This window comes from Mycolicibacterium grossiae (genome assembly GCF_008329645.1).
GTDB classification, from domain to species: domain Bacteria; phylum Actinomycetota; class Actinomycetes; order Mycobacteriales; family Mycobacteriaceae; genus Mycobacterium; species Mycobacterium grossiae.
In genome coordinates, this window is the sequence record NZ_CP043474.1 from 1299107 (window position 1) to 1319448 (window position 20342).

General features: G+C 70.8%; 19 protein-coding genes and 1 tRNA gene. 13 read left to right on the top strand and 7 right to left on the bottom strand.

Features of this window, described 5'->3' with window-relative positions:
- The first annotated feature begins 55 nt into the window (after positions 1-55).
- A complete protein-coding gene (locus tag FZ046_RS06270) occupies positions 56-1207 on the top strand; it encodes a beta-ketoacyl synthase N-terminal-like domain-containing protein (protein ID WP_149484216.1) in 1152 nt (383 codons plus the stop codon).
- Positions 1208-1246: 39 nt separating this feature from the next.
- On the opposite strand, the gene FZ046_RS06275 is transcribed toward FZ046_RS06270, so the two are convergent.
- Positions 1247-1750, bottom strand: coding sequence for a pyridoxamine 5'-phosphate oxidase family protein (locus FZ046_RS06275; RefSeq protein WP_070356046.1), 504 nt, complete (start codon positions 1748-1750; stop codon positions 1247-1249).
- Positions 1751-1878: 128 nt separating this feature from the next.
- Between FZ046_RS06275 and FZ046_RS06280 the strand changes: the two genes are divergently transcribed.
- Complete coding sequence (locus FZ046_RS06280; protein WP_070356047.1) at positions 1879-2112, top strand: hypothetical protein; 234 nt, start codon at positions 1879-1881, stop codon at positions 2110-2112.
- Positions 2113-2141: 29 nt separating this feature from the next.
- Here FZ046_RS06280 and FZ046_RS06285 read toward each other — a convergent pair whose 3' ends face one another.
- Positions 2142-2552: an STAS domain-containing protein gene (locus tag FZ046_RS06285; RefSeq protein ID WP_170292400.1), complete on the bottom strand. Its 411-nt coding sequence runs from the start codon at positions 2550-2552 to the stop codon at positions 2142-2144.
- 267 nt (positions 2553-2819) lie between these two features.
- Between FZ046_RS06285 and FZ046_RS06290 the strand changes: the two genes are divergently transcribed.
- From FZ046_RS06290 to FZ046_RS06300, 3 genes are all read left to right on the top strand, one after another.
- Positions 2820-4262, top strand: a complete 1443-nt coding sequence (locus tag FZ046_RS06290) for a neutral zinc metallopeptidase (RefSeq protein WP_070356048.1) — start codon at positions 2820-2822, stop codon at positions 4260-4262.
- A gap of 102 nt (positions 4263-4364) precedes the next feature.
- On the top strand, positions 4365-4565 hold the full coding sequence (locus FZ046_RS06295) for a hypothetical protein (protein WP_070356049.1): 201 nt from the start codon (positions 4365-4367) through the stop codon (positions 4563-4565).
- A 238-nt stretch (positions 4566-4803) separates the two neighbouring features.
- The gene (locus FZ046_RS06300) at positions 4804-6585 is read left to right on the top strand and encodes a sensor domain-containing protein (RefSeq protein ID WP_070356050.1); all 1782 of its coding nucleotides are present in this window, start codon (positions 4804-4806) and stop codon (positions 6583-6585) included.
- Between the two features lie 3 nt (positions 6586-6588).
- Here FZ046_RS06300 and FZ046_RS06305 read toward each other — a convergent pair whose 3' ends face one another.
- Together FZ046_RS06305 and FZ046_RS06310 are read right to left on the bottom strand one after the other, a co-directional pair.
- On the bottom strand, positions 6589-7308 hold the full coding sequence (locus tag FZ046_RS06305; RefSeq protein WP_070356051.1) for a phytanoyl-CoA dioxygenase family protein: 720 nt from the start codon (positions 7306-7308) through the stop codon (positions 6589-6591).
- 62 nt (positions 7309-7370) lie between these two features.
- Entirely contained in the window at positions 7371-8123 is a 753-nt protein-coding gene (locus FZ046_RS06310) for a TetR/AcrR family transcriptional regulator (protein WP_070356052.1), read from the bottom strand.
- Between the two features lie 282 nt (positions 8124-8405).
- Here FZ046_RS06310 and FZ046_RS06315 point away from each other — a divergent pair, with 282 nt between their 5' ends.
- Positions 8406-8705, top strand: a complete 300-nt coding sequence (locus tag FZ046_RS06315; protein WP_170292401.1) for an STAS domain-containing protein — start codon at positions 8406-8408, stop codon at positions 8703-8705.
- Between the two features lie 24 nt (positions 8706-8729).
- Here the strand turns inward: FZ046_RS06315 and FZ046_RS06320 are convergent, their stop codons facing one another.
- Positions 8730-9536 (bottom strand): hypothetical protein, encoded by an 807-nt coding sequence (locus tag FZ046_RS06320; protein WP_070356054.1) that lies wholly within the window; start codon positions 9534-9536, stop codon positions 8730-8732.
- A gap of 112 nt (positions 9537-9648) precedes the next feature.
- Positions 9649-9731, bottom strand: a tRNA-Leu gene (locus FZ046_RS06325).
- Between the two features lie 217 nt (positions 9732-9948).
- Between FZ046_RS06325 and FZ046_RS06330 the strand changes: the two genes are divergently transcribed.
- From FZ046_RS06330 to pknB, 7 genes are all read left to right on the top strand, one after another.
- Positions 9949-11412 (top strand): FhaA domain-containing protein, encoded by a 1464-nt coding sequence (locus FZ046_RS06330; RefSeq protein WP_070356055.1) that lies wholly within the window; start codon positions 9949-9951, stop codon positions 11410-11412.
- Between the two features lie 200 nt (positions 11413-11612).
- Complete coding sequence (locus FZ046_RS06335) at positions 11613-12077, top strand: FHA domain-containing protein FhaB/FipA (RefSeq protein ID WP_070356056.1); 465 nt, start codon at positions 11613-11615, stop codon at positions 12075-12077.
- Positions 12074-13615: a PP2C family protein-serine/threonine phosphatase gene (locus FZ046_RS06340; RefSeq protein WP_070356057.1), complete on the top strand. Its 1542-nt coding sequence runs from the start codon at positions 12074-12076 to the stop codon at positions 13613-13615. Before FZ046_RS06335 ends, FZ046_RS06340 begins: the two co-directional genes overlap by 4 nt.
- Positions 13612-15024: a peptidoglycan glycosyltransferase RodA gene (locus FZ046_RS06345; RefSeq protein WP_070356058.1), complete on the top strand. Its 1413-nt coding sequence runs from the start codon at positions 13612-13614 to the stop codon at positions 15022-15024. The genes FZ046_RS06340 and FZ046_RS06345 overlap by 4 nt, the downstream gene beginning before the upstream one ends.
- Complete coding sequence (gene pbpA / locus FZ046_RS06350; RefSeq protein WP_070356059.1) at positions 15021-16496, top strand: D,D-transpeptidase PbpA; 1476 nt, start codon at positions 15021-15023, stop codon at positions 16494-16496. The genes FZ046_RS06345 and pbpA overlap by 4 nt, the downstream gene beginning before the upstream one ends.
- Positions 16493-17800, top strand: a complete 1308-nt coding sequence (locus FZ046_RS06355) for a protein kinase domain-containing protein (RefSeq protein WP_246182911.1) — start codon at positions 16493-16495, stop codon at positions 17798-17800. Before pbpA ends, FZ046_RS06355 begins: the two co-directional genes overlap by 4 nt.
- Positions 17797-19671, top strand: a complete 1875-nt coding sequence (pknB, locus tag FZ046_RS06360) for a Stk1 family PASTA domain-containing Ser/Thr kinase (RefSeq protein ID WP_070355126.1) — start codon at positions 17797-17799, stop codon at positions 19669-19671. The genes FZ046_RS06355 and pknB overlap by 4 nt, the downstream gene beginning before the upstream one ends.
- On the opposite strand, the gene FZ046_RS06365 is transcribed toward pknB, so the two are convergent.
- Positions 19649-20314 (bottom strand): aminodeoxychorismate/anthranilate synthase component II, encoded by a 666-nt coding sequence (locus FZ046_RS06365; protein WP_070355125.1) that lies wholly within the window; start codon positions 20312-20314, stop codon positions 19649-19651. The two genes, pknB and FZ046_RS06365, sit on opposite strands and share 23 nt — an antisense overlap.
- Positions 20315-20342: the final 28 nt, after the last annotated feature.

Here is a 20342-nt window from a genome sequence, read left to right on the forward strand (position 1 = left end):
GCAGGGGACGCCCACGCAACCGGAGGTAGCCATGGGTGCAGCATGTGGGGTCGGGATGTCGACGAACGTCGTCGGCATCGGGGCCGTGACGGGATACGGCTGGGGTCGGTCGGCGCTGTGGGACGGACTGCTCAGCGGCAAGCCCGCCGCCGAACTCATCGAGGGGTATGGAGCCGACGGCGGTGCCGCGTGGCTGGCGCGGGTCCCGTCGGGCGGCGACGTGCGTGACGGGGCGAGCCGGTCGGCGCGCGCGATGCGGGCGGCGGCCCGGGAGGCCATCGACGACGCCGCCGCGCGCGGCTGGACGCCGGGCCGGAGGGTGGGTCTGCTGCATGCGGTCGTGCTGCCGGAGATCGAGGAGTGGCGGGAGTTCTACCTCGCCGACGGCGGGCAGCGGAAGGTCCGCGACTACCTCGCCCTCATGCCGTCCACGCCGGTGTCGATGTTGATGCAGGAGTACGGCTTTCACGGTCCGGCCATGAACGTCTCGGCGATGTGCGCGTCGGGCAACGCGGGCCTCATCACCGCCAAGACGTGGCTGGACGCCGGCCTCGTCGACGACGTGGTGTTCATCGCCACCGACCTCTCGCTGACGCCGGAGAACGTGGCGCACTTCGTGAAGCTGGGCGTCGCGGTGGTCGACGTCGAACCGCTCGACGCATGCCGGCCGTTCCAGCGGGGCAGCCGCGGGTTCGCCGTCGGCGAGGCGTCGGTCGCGTTCGTGATGTCCGGCAAGGGTTCGGCGTACACCCGGCTGCTGGGCGGCGCCATGACGCACGACGCCTTCCACGTCACCTCGGTGGACCCGGCCCGTACGTACGTCGACGAGTGCGTCCGCGATGCGCTGCACGCGGCCGGCGTCGCGCCGTCGGACGTGCGGTACCTCAACGCGCACGGACCGGGCACGCAGCAGTGCGACACCGCCGAGGCGGGCGTCCTCGACGAGCTGTTCGGCGGGCGGCCGCAGGTCTTCTCGGTCAAGCCGCTGACCGGACACTGCCAAGGGGCGGCCGCCGCCGTGGAGGTCGCGGCCACGGCGCTCGGCTACGAGGGCGGCGTCATCCCCGCCCCCCCGGCGGTGGCGGCCGGGCACGCCCGGCTGCTCGACGGGCCCACGCCGATGGCTGGCGGCATCACGCTCAAGACCTCGCTGGGCATGGGTGGGCAGAATTCGGCGGTCGTCTTCGCGCCGCCGCTCGCCGCGTGACGGCGCGGTCCGGTGGGCGTGCGCGCCCACCGGGCCGCGTCAGCGCAGGTACTGCGCCGTGGTGCCGCCCACCGGCATCTCGGGCATGCCGAGCTTGCGGTGGTCCCAGCTCCGCAGCCGCGTCGGGACCACGCGCACGGCGATCCGGTTGTTCATCATCTGGTCGACGAAGGGCTTCACGTCGTCGCTGTAGGGCCCGGTGTAGCGCTTCCACACGCTGACGCCGACGCGATGCAGCACGTCCGGGTCGGCGTCGACGATCTCCGCCCTACCGTCGATCGACACGCCGCGCAGGGTGTCGTAGGTGAGCCCGTCCTCGATCATCACGGTGACGGTTGGATCGCGCCGCAGGTTCACGGCCTTCTGCGACTTGGCCTTGGTCTCGAACCAGATCTCGCCGTCGAGGACGGCGTACCACATGGCGACCAGGTGCGGCCTGCCTCCCGGCGAGACCGTCGCCAACGTGGCGGTGCGGCTGTGGTCGATGAAGTCGGCGATCTCGTCGTCCGACATGACGATCTTCGCGCGCTCGTTCCTACCCATGATCAATCCCTACCAGGCGTCGGCGGCGCGGTGCCGACGGGGTTCGCGACGGCGCCCGCATCGTGGCGGTATCGGCCACATTCGGGCCCCACGAGGCAATCATGGCAAAACGATGAGACGATTTCGCCGTGATCGAGGACGCGGCGGCAAGCCAGGCCCGCCTGTTGTTGGCTACGTTGAGCGCGCAGGTGGCTGACTGCACGACCAGGCTCTCCGTCGTCGAAGGCCGACTGCAGCGACGGACGTACTGCGCGAGCACCGACCGCCGGCAACGGCACGACCTGCGCCGCGAACTCACCGAGATGCAGCGCCTGATCGCCAACCTGCACGACCGCTTCCCGCACCTGGCGGCACCGGCCTAGGCCGGTATCCGACCCCAGATCCGAGCGGTTCAGGCGATCTTGCCGAGCAGCGGCAGCAGCACCTGGCGGCGGGCGCCGGTGAAATCGGCGAAGCAACGCAGCGCATCGGGCACCGAACGCACCACGGGGTACGGGGCGTCGACGAGGTTCATCGTCGCGGTCACGTCGTCGGCGGCGACCACCGCGAAGTCGACGCCGGCGGCGCGGCAGACGTCGTACACGCGCTCCACCAGATGCCGGCCCTGCTCGCTGACGGCCGTCAGGCCGCCCAGGTCGAGGACCACGGCGTCGTCGAGGACGTGGCGGCCGACCCGCGCCGCGAGTCGCTCCTCGTTGCCGTCACCGATTTCGCCGCTGACGCTCACGACGGTCGCGAGCCGACGGCTGTAGGCCCGCACCAGCGCGCCCTCGCACAGTTCGAGATTGCCCATCGTGGTCATGGCGGTCCTCCGGGTCGGCTGCGCCATCGTTGTCGACGGCGTCATCCTTGACGGTATGGGTCGAATCTAAGGCGTTGGGGAGCGCTTCCTAATGAGTCCTTGAGAACCGGTGTCCTACCGATGACGGCCCGATCATCGGTCTGTGGCAACGAGTTTCGTCATCACGTATCTGGGGTACAGGCAATGCCTTTCAGCGGTCCGGTCGAGACGTTCCTCGTCGGCGATTAGTCTCCAGTCGAACGCTCACCGGCTGCGAGGGACCTGGACATGAAGCGACGCGTGGGGATCATCGTGGCCGCGTGCGCGGTGCTGCTGGTCGCCGGGTGCTCCTCCGTCACGCAGGGCCGCGCGGTGTCCACCCTCTACGATCCGTTCCGCGCCGGGGGACTCGCCGCCCAGGACGGCCCCAGCGGGATCAAGGACGACGCTCCCGCGCCGGCCGGCGAGGTCGAGGGCAGCGACGGCGGCGGCGTCGACGCCCTGGGCCTGCTCGCGGTCGACGACATCGCCGAGTACTGGCAGCAGAACTACGCGGAGTCACTCGAAGGGCAGTTCGCCCCGATTGAGCGCCTGCAGTCCTACGACTCCAACGATCCGTCGAGTCCGTCGATCTGCGGCACCGACACCGTCGGCGAGCCCAATGCGTTCTACTGCCCCCGCCGTGACCTCATGGCATGGGATCGCGGCGTCATGGTGCCGACGGGTCGCGAGTTCTTCGGCGACGTCGCCATCGCCGCGTTGATCGCGCACGAATACGGCCACGCCGTTCAGCACATGGCCGGCCTGGTGACCGACGACACCCCGGTGATCGTGCTCGAGCAGCAGGCCGACTGCTTCGCCGGCAGCTACGTGCGGTGGGTGGCCGAGGGTGAGTCAACGCGCTTCCGGCTGAGTACCGGTGACGGCCTCAATCACGTTCTGGCCGCGGCGATCACGCTGCGCGACCCCGTGCTGGGGCCGGGCGACGAGGCGATGCTCCACGACGGTCACGGAACCGCATTCGACCGCGTCAGCGCCGTCCAGATGGGTTTCGTCGGCGGGCCGTCGGAGTGTGCGGTCATCGACCTCGACGAGATCGAGCAGCGCCGCGGGGACCTGCCCATGGCGCTGCCGGTCGACGGTGACGGCGCGGTTCGGGCCGGGGACGTCGATCTCGACGAGGACACCCTGAGCGCAATGATGGACACGCTCGGCGAGGTGTACCGGCCCGCCTCGGCGCCGACGCTGTCCTACGGCCCCGCCCCCTGTCCCGACGCCACCCCCGTTCCGCCGGTCTCCTACTGTCCGTCGACGAACACCATCGGGGTGGACCTCGCCGCACTGGGCCGGCTCGGCGCGCCCGCCGACGAGTCCAATTACGTGCTGCTGCAGGGCGACAACACCGCACTGTCGGTCCTCACCTCGCGCTACGCCCTGGCCGTGCAGCACGAGGCGGGGCTCGGTCTCGACACTCCGGCCGCGGCGTTGCGCACGGCCTGTCTCACCGGGGTCGCGCAGGCCGCGATGGCCGACGCCGACGAGTCGCCCGGCGGGGGCGGTCTCGTGCTCACCGCCGGGGATCTCGACGAGGCCGTCGCCGGCCTGCTCACCAACGGGTTGGCGGCCAGCAACGTCGACAGTCAGACCGTGCCCGCGGGCTTCACGCGCATCGTCGCCTACCGCTCCGGACTGTCCGGCGACCGCGACCTCTGCCTGGCCCGCTTCCCGTAACGCGCGTCACCCCGTCGCTCCGGAATGCGCACCGCCGCATCGCGGTTCTGCTAGGTGGACCTCACGTTCGGGGGACAGACGAAGCAGGGAAGAGGAAACGCCATGAAGAAGTTCGGATTCACCACGTTGGTCGCCGGTGGCCTCGCCGCCGCCGTGCTGGGACTGGCTGGGCCGGCGCAAGCCGACGCCATCTCGGTGGTGCAGACGGTGCCGGCCGGCATCGACCACCACTACTGGCTGGACGACACGCAGCAGCAGGCGAACACGCCGCACGTCGACACGACGGTGCATCAGAGCCGCTGACGGCTCGGCAGTGCACCAGAGCCGCTTAGCGGCTCGGCAGTGCACCAGAGCCGCTTAGCGGCTCGGCAGTGCACCAGAGCCGCTGACGGCTCGAGAGAAGGAGGGGCGCCCCTTGCGGGCGCCCCTCCTTCGTCGTTTCCGGTCGGTCGGCTGCCAATTGGGTGTGCGGCCTCGTCACGCCGCGCAATTGCCCCTATAGTCAATTTCCTGCCGCCGATCGTGGAAGGGGCACTCCGACGTGCAGGTAGGGGAACTCGAGCAGGCCGACTCGGTCGAGTCGATGGCCGTCCTCGCAGGATTTCCCGCAGCGTGCCCCCGCACCGGCATCGTCGTGCAGGACCCGGCCGGCAGCATCCTCGCCGTCTCCCCCGGCGCCGAGAGCATCCTGGGCATGACCCTGGCGCAGATGCTCGGTCGCACCTCCCAGGACCGGCGGTGGGCGTCGGTCGACGAGGACGGCCAGCCCGTCAGCGGCGCGGACCATCCCGCCATGCGGGCCCTGCGTCTCGGCGTCCCGGTGCGCGGCGCCACCCTCGGCGTCCACCGGCCCGGCAGCGAGGCTCCCGGTCGGCACGTCTGGCTGACCGTGGAGTCCGTGCCGCTCCTCCAGCCGGCGGACCCGCGCCCCTACGCCGTCGTCACCGCCTTCCGCGCTGTCCGCGGCGAGCGTCTGAAGGACCTCGAACTGCGGGATTCAGAGCGCTTCTACCGCATGCTGGGCGAGCACAGCTCCGACATGGTGGCCTGGCAACTGCTGTCGGACTCGACGTACCTATGGGCGTCGCCGGCGACCAAGTCGGTCCTCGGCCTGGAACCCGACGAGGTCATCGGCATGAGCGGCCTCGACCTCATCCACCCCGACGACCGCGGGGCCAAGGAGCGGTGGCGGCAACGCATTGCCGCCGGTGATCGCGTCGCCCCGGTGACGTTGCGCATGCGCCACACCGACGGCGGCTACCGCTGGATCGAGACGACGGCCCACGTGCTGCCGTCGGCCGGGGGCCCGCCCACCCAGGTGATCACCACGCGGCGCGACATCACCGACCGCGTCGAGACGGAGGCGGCGCGCGACGACGCGATCCGCCTGTTCGAGATGGCGTTCGAGCACGCCACGATCGGCATCGCCCTGCGGGACCTCGACGGCACGCTGTCGCGCGTCAACCCCGCGCTGTGCACCATGCTCGGTCGCCGCGAAGGCGACCTGCGCGGCTGCCGCCTCGCCGATTTCGCCCTGCCCGGCGAGGCCGCCCCGGCGAACCCACGGCGCGGCGGCGACCGGCGCGAGGTCGAACGCCGATTTCGGCGGCCCGATGGCAGCGTCGTGTGGTGCCTGGAGACCATCGTCGCCCTGCCGGACGCCGACGGGGCGCCGTCGCACCTGCTGGTGCAGCTGCAGGACATCACCCAGCGAAGGGAGGTCGCCGCGCAGCTCGAACGTGCGGCGCTCACCGACTCGCTCACCGGGTTGTCGAATCGCGTGGTCCTCGAGGACCGGTTGGCCCGCGCGTTGGTCACGGCCCGGCGCTGCGGCCATCGCGTCGGCGTGCTGTTCATCGACCTCGACGACTTCAAGCGGATCAACGACACCCTCGGCCACGAGGCGGGCGATCGAATGCTGCGCGAGGTGGGAACCCGCCTGGCGACGGCGGTGCGGCACGACGACGTGGTGGTGCGGCTCGGCGGCGACGAGTTCGTGGTGGTGCGCGAGCGGATCGCCGGCGCAGCCGACCTTCGCGGCCTGGTCGAGCGCATCCGCGGGATACTCGCCCGCCCGTTCGCGATCGCCGGGCTCCAGTTGCCGCTCACCGCGAGTATCGGGGTGACGGCCGGCGCCGACGGCACCGCCGACGAACTGCTCGCCCGCGCGGACCGCGCCATGTACCGCGCGAAGCGACGGCGCGGCAGTGGGCGACGCCGGTTCGCCGTGGTGGTCGACGGCGACGCGCCGGGCTCCTTCGCAGGCGTGCGCGACGGCTGGCGAGCGCTGCGGGCGTCCCGCGAGCGGCACGCGCTGCGCTGACGGTCAGCCGTGCAGCGCCCGCGCCAGCGGTGTGGGATCGTCCGGCGACAGCGGCGCGGCCAGCATGACGGGACCCTGCGCCATGAAACGTGGTGTGGAACCGCGGTGTTCGTCGGCCGCGTGCACCGTGAAGGGATGCACCAGGTACACGTCGCCGGGACGTCCGGTCGCCCGGGCGATCGGACGGTGCGCACTCGCCGCGTCGACCACCGGCCCGGCGTCGAACGGATCCCACTGACGGTTCCCCAGCACGGCCGCCACGTCGTGGTGCGACCCGACGCGCAGGCGCGTCGGCGCGTCGTCGGGACCGACCTCCGACAGCAGCGTCAGCACCAGCAGCGTGTGTGGGCGGCCGGTGACGCACCACGAGCCGTCGCCCGCCGGCGTGTTCGCGTCGAGATGCCAGCCCCGGTCGTCGGCGGCCGGAGCCACCGGGAAGCGCACGGGGACGTTGCCGAGTGCGCCGCGCGGCTGCCATCCGCCGACGCCGCACAGCTGGTCGAGCGCCTCGGCGACGGCGGGACTGTGGACGAGGGCGCCGAACGGCCCGTCGCCGGTCAGGTCCGCGGCCCACGCCACGGGCGTGGTCCAGCCCGCGGGATCGTCCGGTGACATCCCGAGTTGAGCCCACAGCGCCGCCCGGGCGGCGTCGGCGACGTCGCGCAGCGACGGCTGTTCGAGCCTCGCGACGCCGTCGGCGAGGAAGGCATCGACGTCGATCACGCCGTCAGCGTGACAGCCGAAGTACGTCCGGCGCCACGCCTTTTGGCGGGCTCGCTGGCGAGCTAGTGGCGCGCGACCAGCAACTCGAGCCGGTCGAGGATGGCTTCGAGCATGTCCTCGAACTCCGCGGCGCTGTGATCCTCGGACAGCGCCGGCTCGAGGCGCTGCAGGTTCGGGTACTCGCTGAGGTCCATGATCGGCGTCTTCGGATCCGCTTCCTCCACGACGGCTTCGTCACGGTGGAGTTCCGCCCCGCGGGCCGACACTTCCTGCAGCAACTGCCCCACCAGGAAGCTGGTGTACGTGCGGTACGCGGTCACCGCGGTCTCGTCGGTGAACCCGTAGGAGATGAGGGTGTCGAGGAACGACTCCATCCAGCGCAGACTGCGCAGCGGTGGCCGCACCCACGGCGCTTCGGGCGCTGCCGTCGCGACGAGCGGGAAGACCTGGGGATGGTGCAGGGCAATCTGACGGACGCCATGCGCGAGGCGCAGCAGGTAGTCCTGCCAACCGTCCTCCTGCCGACGAGCCGCCAGTTGGTCGGTGTACAGCTGGTCGAGGACGTGGTCGACGATGCCCGTGAGGAGGTCACCGCGGCTGTGCACGTACCGGTACAACGCCATGGCCTCCACGCCGCAGGTCTGGCCGAGGCGGCGCATGGTGAGACGGTCCAAGCCGTGCTCGTCGATGAATGCGATTGCGGCGTCGAGGATCACCGGACGCGTCAGCCGCGGGGTGGACTGGTCCCCGCTGACCGCACCATCGCCTACCTCGTCCTTCGCGCGCCGGCGACCGACGCCCTGCCCACCCGCCATTCGTTCCACCGCCGCTGTTCTCGTCGTCTCGCCAGACGCCACAGTACCGCCGTTTACAACGTAAACTTCTGGGCGTACGCTTCGTGGTCGAGAACCGCCTTCAGAGCACAGGGCGGGAGGTATGGCGCAGGAATCCTCCCCGCGAGATGACTGAAGGGATGAGCGGAGATGTCTCCCCTACGAGCATTTCTGGCTCGTCCTGAATGGACCGCGTGCTTCGACGCAGCGGTCGACGGCGCGAGTCGGTTCGAGGTCGACGTCGAGAGCCTCGGCGCGAAGACGGTGCTGCGCGTGCGCGGCGACGTGGACATCAGCAACCTGGCGTCGTGGCGCTGCGTGCTGGCCGAAGCGTCGAACGCCACCGCGCCGGACGGCGTCCTCGTCGTCGACGTCGATGCGGCGGGCTTCCTGGGCCTGTGCACGTTCACCGCGCTGGCCGTCCTGTCGGAGGTCTGTCGCCGACGGGACATCGCCCTGCGCCTGGTCTCCGCCAAGCCTTCGATCGCGCGCATCGTGGCATTGTGCCAGTGGCAGAACGAACTGCCGGTGTTCCCGACCGTCTCCGCCGCTGTCGACGAATAGCAGTGCGACACAGCGCATTTCGCATCATCGGTCGACACCTCGCGTGCGGTCGATCTGGTTCTTGATCTCGAGGTATGCCCGCACGCGCGTCCTGACCACCTCCGCCGTCGAGTCGGCGGGATCCGGGGTCGGCGTCGCCTCGACGCCGTACAACATGGCGCTGAGCTGTCCATGCAGCTGCGCCCGCTCCTCGGCCACGCGAGCGTCGGTGCGCTCGGCGCGCAGGCACCGGTCGACCAGTTGGGCCTCCCGGGCGCACTTGGCGATGAGTTCGACGCGCTCGCAGGCGGTGCGTTCGAGACCGGCGATGGTCGTGCGCGCCTCGGCGAGGATCCTGCGGTCATCGGCGCTCGGCTTGTCGAGCGCCGAGAGCCGGTCGGTGACGCCGCGCAGCGCGTGAGCCTTCCCGAACGCGTCGTTGATGCCCGCGATGTCGGCGGAGAAGTCGACGTCGCCGAGCCATCCCTTACGGGCGGCTTCGGATCCGGTCACCACCGTGACCGAGTGCAGCGCCTTCTCGACCAGCGCCGCGTTGTCCTTGCCGAGTGCGTCGATGCGCGCCTGCTTCTCGCGGCGCGCACGATCCTCCCGCTCGCGCTTCGCGGCAGCCGCGCGTTCGATGCGCTCCGCGCGCTCGCGTTCCTCGGCCTCCGCGCGGCGCTTCCGATCGGCCGCCACCAGCGCAGAGACCAGCCAGATGAGCAGTGCTGCCGCGACGCACACCCCGAGCGCAATCCACACCGGCTTCGGCACGAGCGCGACGAGCACGATGACCCCGACGATGAAGCCCCCGACGGTTCCCCCACCGTCCGACGACCGCTTGTTCCCCATGTCCCCCACCCCCAAGGGGAGTATGCGTGCGCCCACCGACACGAAGAAAGCACGAAGGCCGCGAACCCCGATGGGTTCACGGCCTTCGTGTGTGCGGTCATCCCGCGCGTTGTGGGCGAAGGGGGACTTGAACCCCCACGTCCCGAAGGACACTGGCACCTGAAGCCAGCGCGTCTGCCATTCCGCCACTCGCCCCGAACAACCCGAGAAGGCTATCACGCACCCCCGGCGCTCCCCCAAATCCGTCCGCGGCCCCTCGGTACACCGCCGTGACCAGCCGCGATGAGATTCTCAGAGATCCGTTGTTCACGTTCGGAGGCAGTGGGCCGATACCATGCCCTCAAGGCAATCCGGCTCCGCGACACGCGGGACGCCGGGCACGACGAGACGACGAGGCGAGGTGGCTGACGACATGGGTCTGGTCGGCCGCTTCGAACGCAAACTCGAGTCCGGCGTCGGCGACGCCTTCGCGCGGGTCTTCGGCGGGGCGATCGTCCCGCAGGAAGTCGAGCTGATGCTGCAGCGCGAAGCCGAACTCAAAGTGCGCGAACTCCCCGGCGGCCACATTTTGGCACCGAACGAGTACGTCATTACCCTCAGTGTGCCCGACCATCGGAAGGTGAGCGCCGACCCCGATCTCACTGCCAGCAGTTTTGCCAGACACCTGGAGGGATACATCCATGACCAAGGGTGGCAAACGTATGGTGAGGTGGTCGTCGGATTCGAGCCGTCACCGAACCTGCACACGGGCCAACTCCGCGTCCGCGGAGCCGTCAACCCGGACACGACCTCGCAGACTTCAGACTCGGCGGGCGCACCCGCTCATGCATCACCTCTCCGCGCGAACACCGCAGAACCAGGAGTTCCATCGATGACCGACAACCCGAGTTACCGCGGCCAGGGCCAGGGACAAGGACAGCAGCCGGGCGACGACTACTACGACTACGGCCGCCAAGGCGAGGATCCCCGCCGCCCGTACCCGCCGGAGCAGGGCGGCTACCCGCAGCAGAATCCCGGCTACCCGCCGCAGCAGGGCGGCTATGACCGCGGCGGCTACCCCGAGCAGGGTGGCGGCTACGGCGAGCAGGGCGGCTACGGCGAGCAGGGTTACCCGCCGCCGTCCTACGACCAGCGGCCCCCCGCCGGTGGCGGCTACGGCCAGCCCGGTGGCTACGGCGACCAGGGTTACCCGCCGCCCGGCCAGGGTGGCTACGGCGCCCCCGGCGGTCAGGGCGGCTACGGCGCCCCGGCCGGCGACTACGACTACGGCCGTCCGTCGGCGCCCCCGCCGCGCCACGACGACTACGGCCGCCCCGAGCCCCGTCCCGCCTACCCCGACCAGGGCGGCTACCCCGAGCAGGGTGGCGGCTACGGCGAGCAGGGCGGGTACGGCGACCAGGCCTACGGCGGCGGTTACGGCCGCCAGGACTACGGTCAGCCCGCGGGACAGCCCGCCGGCTACGACTACGGTCAGCCGCCCGCGCAGCAGGGCTACGGCGACCAGGCCTACGGTGGCGGCGCCGGGTACGCCGACGGCGGGTACGGCGCCGCGGGCGGCTACGGCGGCGGATACGGCACTGGTGCCGGTGGCGCGACGGTGACGTTGCAGCTCGACGACGGCAGCGGCCGCACCTACCAGCTGCGCGAGGGCGCCAACGTCATCGGCCGCGGCCAGGACGCCCAGTTCCGGCTGCCCGACACCGGCGTCAGCCGGCGGCACCTGGAGATCCGCTGGGACGGCCAGGTCGCGCTGCTGTCGGACCTCAACTCCACCAACGGCACGACGGTGAACAACGCGCCGGTGCAGGAGTGGCAGCTGGCGGACGGCGACGTCATCCGCCTCGGACACTCCGAGATCATCGTCCGCGTCCACTAGGGCACGGTCGCGGCCGAGGACTCGAACGGGTCACGGCCGCGAGTCGAGGCGAACGCTTCCCCTCCACGCCGTTCACGGTGCAAGTATCGTGACGTTGCCGAGGGTGCCGAAGTGGTCTCGGCAGCCGGTGGTGCCGTCGCCCGGGCGACGGCCGGGACGTAGGTGATGCGGCAACGGGACGGTGACGGAGAGGACGTCGGATGCAGGGGCTGGTTCTGCAGCTGACGCGTGTCGGGTTCCTGCTGCTGCTGTGGCTGTTCATCTGGTCGGTGCTGCGCATCCTGCGCACCGATCTCTATGCGCCGACCGGCGCGGTGATGGTCAAGCGGGGCCTCGCACTGCGCGGCACGCTGCTGCCCAACCGGCAGCGCAACGTCGCGCGCCAACTGGTGGTGACCGACGGCGCGCTGGCAGGCACCCGCATCACGCTCGGTACGCAGCCGGTGCTGATCGGCCGCGCCGACGACTCCACGCTCGTGCTCACCGACGACTACGCGTCGACACGCCACGCACGGCTGTCGCCGCGCGGGAACGAGTGGTACGTCGAAGACCTAGGATCGACCAACGGCACATACCTCGACAGGGCGAAGGTGACGACGGCGGTTAGGGTTCCGATGGGTACGCCGGTACGGATCGGCAAGACGGCGATCGAGTTGCGCCCGTGACGCTCGTCCTTCGCTACGCCGCCCGCAGCGACCGCGGCCTGGTGCGCGCCAACAACGAGGACTCGGTGTACGCCGGTGCCCGCCTGCTGGCACTCGCCGACGGCATGGGCGGCCACGCCGCCGGCGAGGTGGCGTCCCAGTTGGTCATCGCCGCACTCGCGCACCTCGACGACGACGAGCCCGGCGGCGACCTGCTCAACCAGCTCAACGAGGCCGTGCACGAGGGCAACGCGGCGATCGCCGCGCACGTGGAGGCCGACCCCGAACTGGAGGGGATGGGTACCACCCTCACCGCGATCCTGTTCGCGGGCAATCGACTTGGGCTCGTGCACATCGGCGACTCCCGCGGCTACCTGATGCGCGACGGCGAGCTGAGCCAGATCACGAAGGACGACACGTTCGTCCAGACGCTCGTCGACGAGGGCCGCATCACCGCCGAGGAGGCGCACAGCCACCCGCAGCGCTCGCTGATCATGCGCGCGCTGACCGGCCACGAGGTCGAGCCGACGCTGATCGTGCGGGAGGCCAAGGCCGGCGACCGCTACCTGCTGTGCTCCGACGGACTCTCCGACCCCGTCAGCCGCGACACGATCGCCGAGGCGCTGCAGATCGCCGACGTCGCCGAGAGTGCGGACCGGCTCATCGAATTGGCACTGCGCGGTGGCGGCCCGGACAACGTGACCGTGGTGGTCGCCGACGTCGTCGACTACGACTACGGCCAGACCCAACCCATCCTGGCCGGCGCCGTCTCCGGTGACGACGACCAGACCGCGCCGCCCAATACCGCCGCCGGCCGCGCGTCGGCGTTCAACCCCAAGCGCGCCGCGCCGGCCAAGCGCCCCGCGGTGGAACCCGAACCGCCGCCGAAGAAGCCGCGGTCACGACGCACGATGCTCATCGCGGTGATCCTGCTGGTGTTGCTGATCGGGGCCGGGCTCGCCGTCGGGCGGATGATGATCCGCAGCAACTACTACGTCGCCGAGCACGACGGCGCGGTCTACATCATGCGCGGCGTCCAGGGTTCGCTGCTGGGCTTCCCGCTGCAGGAGCCGTACCGGGTGGCCTGCCTCGACGACCGCAACGGGCTGCGCATCATCGGCGTCGACGACGCCCGCACCGACTGCGAACTCCTCGAGATCGGCGACCTCCGCGAATCCGAACGCGCGCAGGTGGCCGCCGGCCTGCCGACCGGATCGGTGGACGACGCGATCCGCCAGTTGCGCGACCTCGCCGCCAGCTCACTGCTGCCGATCTGCGCACCGCCGCGCCCCGCCACCACGACCACCGCTGCGCCGCCACCGACCTCCGGCGCCCCGTCGACCTCCGGCACGCCGACCGCATCGGGGACGCCGGCGACCACCTCGCCGTCACGCGGGCCCCTTCCCGGCCCGGCGCCGGAGACCCCGACCACGGTGACGTCGCCGCCGACCGCCGACGATCCCAACGCGTCCACTCCCCCGCCCGCACCGTCCCCGACCGTCACGGCGCTGCCTCCCTCACCCCAGGAGCCGGGCACCACCTGCCGGGCCGCGTCATGACGACCCAGCCGCAGGCCGCCGTCACCGTCGTTCCGCCCATGCCCACCCGGCGCAACGCGGAACTGCTGCTGCTCGGCTTCGCGGCCGTCATCACGATGGTGGCCCTGCTGCTCGTCGAGGCGAACCAGGAGCAGGGGCTGAGCTGGGACCTGCTGCAGTACCTGGTCGGCTACGTGGCGCTGTTCGCAGGCGCGCACCTCGCGATCCGGCGGTTCGCGCCGTACGCCGATCCGCTGCTGCTGCCGATCGTCGCGCTACTGAATGGCCTGGGGCTGGTCATGATCCACCGCCTCGACCTGACCGCGCCGCTGGACGCCGGGGCCGCCCCCGGACCGAGCGCCAACCAGCAGATGCTCTGGACGCTGGTCGGCGTCATCGGGTTCGCCGCGGTCGTCGCCTTCCTGCACGACCACCGCATGCTGGCCAAGTACGGCTACGTCTGCGGGTTGACCGGTCTGGTGCTGCTGGTGATCCCCGCGCTGCTGCCGCGGTCGATGTCCGAGCAGGGCGGCGCCAAGATCTGGATTCGCCTGCCCGGCTTCTCGATTCAGCCCGCCGAGTTCTCGAAGATCCTGCTGCTGGTGTTCTTCGCATCGGTGCTGGTGTCCAAGCGCAGCCTGTTCACCAGTGCGGGCAAGCACGTGCTGGGCCTCAACCTGCCGCGACCGCGCGACCTCGCTCCCCTGCTCGCCGCGTGGATCGCGTCGATCGGCGTCATGGTGTTCGAGAAGGACCTGGGCACCTCGCTGCTGCTGTACGCCTCGTTCCTGGTGTTGGTGTACGTCGCCACCGACCGGATCAGCTGGGTGCTCCTGGGGCTCGGCCTGTTCGCCATCGGCAGCGTCGCGGCGTACTACGCCTTCGGCCACGTCCGGGTGCGCGTGCAGAACTGGCTCGATCCGTTCGCCGATCCCGACGGTGCCGGCTATCAGATGGTGCAGTCGCTGTTCAGCTTCGCCACCGGCGGCATCTTCGGCACCGGGCTGGGCAACGGCCAGCCCGGCACGGTGCCCGCGGCGTCGACGGACTTCATCATCGCCGCGGTCGGCGAGGAACTCGGGCTGGTGGGCTTCGCCGGCGTGCTGATGCTCTACACGATCGTCATCGTCCGCGGCATGCGCACCGCGATCGCCGTGCGCGACAGCTTCGGCAAGCTGCTGGCCGCGGGCCTGGCCGCCACGCTCGGCATCCAGCTGTTCATCGTGGTCGGCGGCGTCACCAAGCTGATCCCGCTGACCGGCCTCACGACGCCGTGGATGTCCTACGGCGGATCGTCGCTGCTGGCCAACTACGTGCTGCTGGCCATCCTGATCCGCATCTCGCACGCGGCACGGCGGCCCATCACCACGAAGGGTCCGACGCCCGGGCCGATCGCCTCCGCCAGCACGGAGGTGATCTCGAAGGTATGAACACCTCGCTGCGTCGTATCTCCCTCGCGCTGATGGTCCTCGTCATCCTGCTGCTGGGCAACGCGACGCTCACCCAGGTCTTCACCGCCGACGGGCTGCGTTCGGATCCGCGCAACCAGCGCGTGCTGCTCGACGAGTACTCCCGCCAGCGCGGCCAGATCACCGCGGGCGGCCAGCTGCTCGCCTATTCGGTGGCCACCGACGGGCGGTTGCGCTACCTGCGCGTCTACCCCAACCCGCTGGCGTACGCCCCGGTGACCGGCTTCTACTCGCTGCGCTTCTCCAGCACCGGTCTGGAGCGCGCCGAGGGCCCGATCCTCAACGGGTCCGACGAGCGGTTGTTCGGCCGGCGGCTGGCCGATTTCTTCACCGGTCGCGACCCGCGCGGCGGCAACGTCGGCACCACGATCAACCCGGACGTGCAGGAGGCGGCCTGGGACGCCATGGCCCAGGGCTGCGGCGGACCGTGCAAGGGTTCGGTCGTCGCGCTGGAGCCGTCCACCGGAAAGATCCTGGCCATGGTGTCCGCCCCCTCGTACGACCCGAACCTGCTGGCGTCGCACGACGTCGAGGAGCAGTCGGCCGCCTGGGAGCGGTTGCGCGACGATCCCGAGTCACCGCTGGTGAACCGTGCCATCTCCGAGACGTACCCGCCGGGGTCGACGTTCAAGGTGATCACCACCGCCGCCGCCCTGGCCAACGGCGCGACGCCGGACACGCAGCTGACGTCCGCACCGCGAATCGTCCTGCCGGACAGCACGTCCACGCTGGAGAACTACGGCGGCACGTCATGCGGCAGCGGCCCGTCGACCACGCTGCGGGAGGCGTTCGCCCGCTCCTGCAACACCGCCTTCGTCCAGATGGGCATCGACACCGGAGCCGACAAGCTTCGCGAGGCCGCACGCGGGTTCGGCGTCGACCAGCCGACCGTGCCGATCCCCCTTCAGGTCGTCGAGTCGACCCTCGGCCCCATCAGCGACGCCGCCGCGCTCGGCATGTCGAGCATCGGCCAGAAGGACGTCGCCCTCACGCCACTGCAGAACGCGATGGTGGCCGCCACCGTCGCCAACGGAGGGGTCGCCATGACGCCCTACCTGGTGTCGGACCTGCGGGGTCCGGACCTGTCGAACGTCGCGACGACGACCCCCACCGAGGCTCGCCGGGCGGTATCTTCGCAGGTCGCTACTACACTGACGGATCTGATGATTGGCGCCGAACAGGTGACTCAGCAGAAGGGAGCCATCGCCGGCGTGCAGATCGCTTCCAAGACGGGCACCGCCGAACACGGGACGGACCCGCGCAACACGCCCCCGCACGCCTGGTACATCGCGTTTGCGCCGGCCAAGGCTCCCAAGGTGGCCGTCGCGGTCCTGGTGGAGAATGGGGGCGACCGATTGTCCGCCACGGGCGGTGCAGTGGCCGCGCCGATCGGCCGCGCCACCATCGCCGCTGCGCTGCGGGAGGGATCATGAGCGCGCGCGTCGGAGTGACGCTGTCCGACCGCTACCGGTTGCAGCGGCTCATCGCCACCGGCGGCATGGGGCAGGTCTGGGAGGGTCTGGACAGCCGCCTGGGCCGTCAGGTGGCCATCAAGGTGCTCAAGGCCGAGTACTCCACCGATCCCGAGTTCGTCGAGCGCTTCCGCGCCGAGGCGCGCACGGTCGCCATGCTCAACCATCCCGGCATCGCGAGCGTGTACGACTACGGCGAGACCGAACTCGACGGCGAGGGCCGCACCGCCTACCTGGTCATGGAGCTCGTCAACGGCGAGCCGCTCAACGCCGTCATCAAGCGCACCGGGCGGCTGTCGCTGCGGCACGCGCTGGACATGCTCGAGCAGACCGGCCGTGCGCTGCAGGTCGCGCACACGGCGGGCCTGGTGCACCGCGACGTGAAGCCCGGCAACATCCTCATCACGCCCACCGGCCAGGTGAAGCTCACCGACTTCGGCATCGCCAAGGCCGTCGACGCGGCGCCGGTGACCCAGACCGGCATGGTCATGGGCACCGCGCAGTACATCGCCCCGGAGCAGGCCCTCGGCCGGGACGCCACCGCCGCCAGTGACGTCTACTCGCTGGGAGTCGTTGGCTACGAATCGGTTTCGGGCCGCCGCCCGTTCACCGGTGACGGCGCGCTGACGGTGGCGATGAAGCACATCAAGGAGCAGCCCGCGCCGCTGCCGGCCGACCTGCCGCCCAACGTCCGCGAGCTGATCGAGATCACGCTGGCGAAGGAACCCGGCCTGCGGTACCGCACCGGCGGTGCCTTCGCCGACGCCGTCGCGGCCGTGCGGGCGGGACGTCGGCCGCCGCGGCCCAACCAGGCGCCGGCGATCGGCCGGGCCACCCCGGCCGCCATCCCGTCCAGCGCGCAGGTGCGCTCGACCGCCGACTACGGCCGCCCGCCGACGCAGGCCCGCCCGCGGGCCACCACCGGAACGCACCGGCCCGCGCCGCCGCCGCGCCGCACCTTCTCCTCGGGTCAGCGGGCGCTGCTGTGGGCCGCCGGCGTGCTCGGCGCCCTGGCGATCGTCATCGCGATCCTCATCGTGCTCAACGCGCAGGACCGCAAGGACCAGCAACTCCCGCCGCCGACGATCACCAACACCATCACCACCGAGGCGCCACCCCCGTCACCATCGGCGATGCCGCGAATCGACCTGGATCCAGCACCGCCTGTGGCCCGCGATTGGACCGCGGCGGGTGACATCGGCGAAGCTTGGGTACAGACGGTGGCGGCGCACTCCCGCGCCCCCCACGAACAGACATACCGATGACCACGCCCCAACACCTGTCAGACCGTTACGAGCTCGGCGAGATCCTCGGGTTCGGCGGCATGTCCGAGGTTCACATCGCCCGCGACGTCCGGCTGCACCGCGACGTCGCGGTCAAGGTGCTGCGCGCCGACCTCGCCCGCGACCCGAGCTTCTATCTGCGGTTCCGTCGCGAGGCGCAGAACGCCGCCGCGCTGAACCACCCGGCGATCGTCGCGGTGTACGACACCGGCGAAGCCGAGACGGCCAACGGTCCGCTGCCCTACATCGTCATGGAGTACGTGGACGGCGTGACGCTGCGCGACATCGTCCACACCGAGGGCCCGATCCCCACCCGGCGGGCGATCGAGATCATCGCCGACGCCTGCCAGGCGCTGAACTTCAGCCACCAGCACGGCATCATCCACCGCGACGTCAAGCCCGCCAACATCATGATCAGCAAGGCCGGCGCGGTGAAGGTGATGGACTTCGGCATCGCCCGCGCGCTCGCCGACGCCGGCAACAGCGTCACCCAGACCGCGGCCGTCATCGGCACCGCGCAGTACCTGTCACCCGAGCAGGCGCGCGGCGAGAAGGTCGACGCGCGCTCCGACGTGTACTCGCTGGGCTGCGTGCTCTACGAGATCCTGACCGGCGAGCCGCCGTTCGTCGGTGACTCCCCCGTGGCCGTCGCCTACCAGCACGTCCGCGAGGATCCGACGCCGCCGTCGCAGCGCCACGAGGGCATCAGCCCGGAACTCGACGCCGTGGTGCTCAAGGCGCTGACCAAGAACCCGGACAACCGCTACCAGACGGCCGCGGAGATGCGCGCCGACCTGATCCGCGTGCACAGCGGCGAGGCCCCCGAGGCGCCCAAGGTCTTCACCGACGCCGAGCGGACGTCGATGCTGACGGCGCCGGCGACCGCCCACGGCGGGCGGCATGCGCCCACCGAACGCATCCCCGCCCACCGGCCCAACGACGCCCGCAACCGGTCGATCCGGCGCTGGGTGATCGCCGTGGCGCTGCTCGCGGTGCTCACCGTGGTCGTCACCGTCGCGATCAACATGATCGGTGGAGCGCCACGCGATCAACAGGTGCCCGACGTGGCCGGCCAGTCGATCCAGGACGCGACGGCGACCTTGCAGAACCGCGGCTTCGAGACCCGTACCGACGAACAGGCCGACAGCAAGGTCCTGCCCGGGCAGGTGATCGGCACCGATCCCGAGTCGGGCACCGCCGTCGCGGCGGGCGACCTCATCGTCATCAAGGTCTCGTCGGGGCCCGAGCAGAAGGTCGTCCCGGACGTCAAGACCATGACGCCGGAGCAGGCCAGCGCGCGGCTCCGCGAAGAGGAGTTCACCAACATCAAGGTGACCGAGTCGGCGTCGCTGCCGGAACAGAAGGGCCGCGTGCTGGAGACCAGCCCGCCGGCCAACTCGACGTCCGCGATCACGAACCAGATCATCCTCATCGTGGGCAGTGGGCCGGGCAGCAAGGGCGTGCCGGACTGCGCCGGGTTGACCGCCACCGACTGCGAGAACATCCTGCGCGCGAACGAGTTCCCGAACTTCGTGCAGGTGCAGGTGGACAACACCCGCGCGGCGGGCCAGGTGGTCAGCACCAATCCGCCGGCGCTTCAGGACGTTCCGGTCGACACCGTCATTCAGATCCAGGTGTCGCGCGGCAACCAGTTCCTCATGCCCAACCTGCGCGGCCAGTTCTGGGACGACGCCTACCCGCAGTTGGCGAGCCTCGGCTGGACGGGCACGCTGGTCAAGCTGCCCAACGCCCAGAACAGCGGCGTGCCGTCGAACGGCGTCGTCACTCAGGACCCGGCACCGGGCACCCCGATCACGTTCGGGGCACCGATCACGCTGAGCTTCGCGCAGTAGCGGCGCGGACGGTGTCGGCGACCTCCTGCTCGAGCTGACGCACCAGGGTCTCGTCGGGCGCGATGCCGCACAGCGTCAGCCAGTTGGCGAGCATGCGGTGGCCACCCTCGGTGAGGATCGACTCGGGGTGGAACTGCACGCCGTGGATCGGCAGCTCGGCGTGCTGCACGGCCATGATGACGCCACCCTCGGTGTGGGCGGTGGCCGTCAGCTCGTCGGGCAGCGTCTCGGGCAGGATCGTCAGCGAGTGGTAGCGCGTGGCGGTGAACGGATCGGGCAGCCCGCGCAGCACGCCGAGATCGTCGTGGTGCACGACGCTGGTCTTGCCGTGCAGCAGCTCGGGCGCACGGTCGACGGTGCCGCCGAAGGCGACGCCGATCGCCTGGTGGCCCAGGCAGACGCCGAGCAGGGGAGTGGCGGACGACGCGCAGGCCTCGACGAGCGCGATCGACGCGCCGGCCCGCTCCGGGGTGCCCGGTCCCGGGCTCAGCAGGACGCCGTCGAAGTCCCCCGCCACGCCGTCCGCGTCGGCCAGTCGGGCGTCGTCGTTGCGCCACACCTGCGCCGTCACCCCGAGCTGACCGAGGTACTGCACGAGGTTGAAGACGAAGCTGTCGTAGTTGTCGACGACGAGAACCTGCATCAACCCAGGTTACTGGGGCGAGGCGACG

Bases quoted from the DNA above. Each gene is read 5' to 3' on its own strand.
- FZ046_RS06330 (WP_070356055.1), top strand. From the start codon at position 9,949: ATGGGTCTGGTCGGCCGCTTCGAACGCAAACTCGAGTCCGGCGTCGGC.
- FZ046_RS06290 (WP_070356048.1), top strand. From the start codon at position 2,820: ATGAAGCGACGCGTGGGGATCATCGTGGCCGCGTGCGCGGTGCTGCTG.
- pknB (WP_070355126.1), top strand. From the start codon at position 17,797: ATGACCACGCCCCAACACCTGTCAGACCGTTACGAGCTCGGCGAGATC.
- FZ046_RS06320 (WP_070356054.1), bottom strand. From the start codon at position 9,536: ATGGGGAACAAGCGGTCGTCGGACGGTGGGGGAACCGTCGGGGGCTTC.
- FZ046_RS06345 (WP_070356058.1), top strand. From the start codon at position 13,612: ATGACGACCCAGCCGCAGGCCGCCGTCACCGTCGTTCCGCCCATGCCC.
- FZ046_RS06335 (WP_070356056.1), top strand. From the start codon at position 11,613: ATGCAGGGGCTGGTTCTGCAGCTGACGCGTGTCGGGTTCCTGCTGCTG.
- FZ046_RS06310 (WP_070356052.1), bottom strand. From the start codon at position 8,123: ATGGCGGGTGGGCAGGGCGTCGGTCGCCGGCGCGCGAAGGACGAGGTA.
- pbpA (WP_070356059.1), top strand. From the start codon at position 15,021: ATGAACACCTCGCTGCGTCGTATCTCCCTCGCGCTGATGGTCCTCGTC.
- FZ046_RS06355 (WP_246182911.1), top strand. From the start codon at position 16,493: ATGAGCGCGCGCGTCGGAGTGACGCTGTCCGACCGCTACCGGTTGCAG.
- FZ046_RS06275 (WP_070356046.1), bottom strand. From the start codon at position 1,750: ATGGGTAGGAACGAGCGCGCGAAGATCGTCATGTCGGACGACGAGATC.
- FZ046_RS06365 (WP_070355125.1), bottom strand. From the start codon at position 20,314: ATGCAGGTTCTCGTCGTCGACAACTACGACAGCTTCGTCTTCAACCTC.
- FZ046_RS06285 (WP_170292400.1), bottom strand. From the start codon at position 2,552: ATGACCACGATGGGCAATCTCGAACTGTGCGAGGGCGCGCTGGTGCGG.
- FZ046_RS06270 (WP_149484216.1), top strand. From the start codon at position 56: ATGTCGACGAACGTCGTCGGCATCGGGGCCGTGACGGGATACGGCTGG.
- FZ046_RS06295 (WP_070356049.1), top strand. From the start codon at position 4,365: ATGAAGAAGTTCGGATTCACCACGTTGGTCGCCGGTGGCCTCGCCGCC.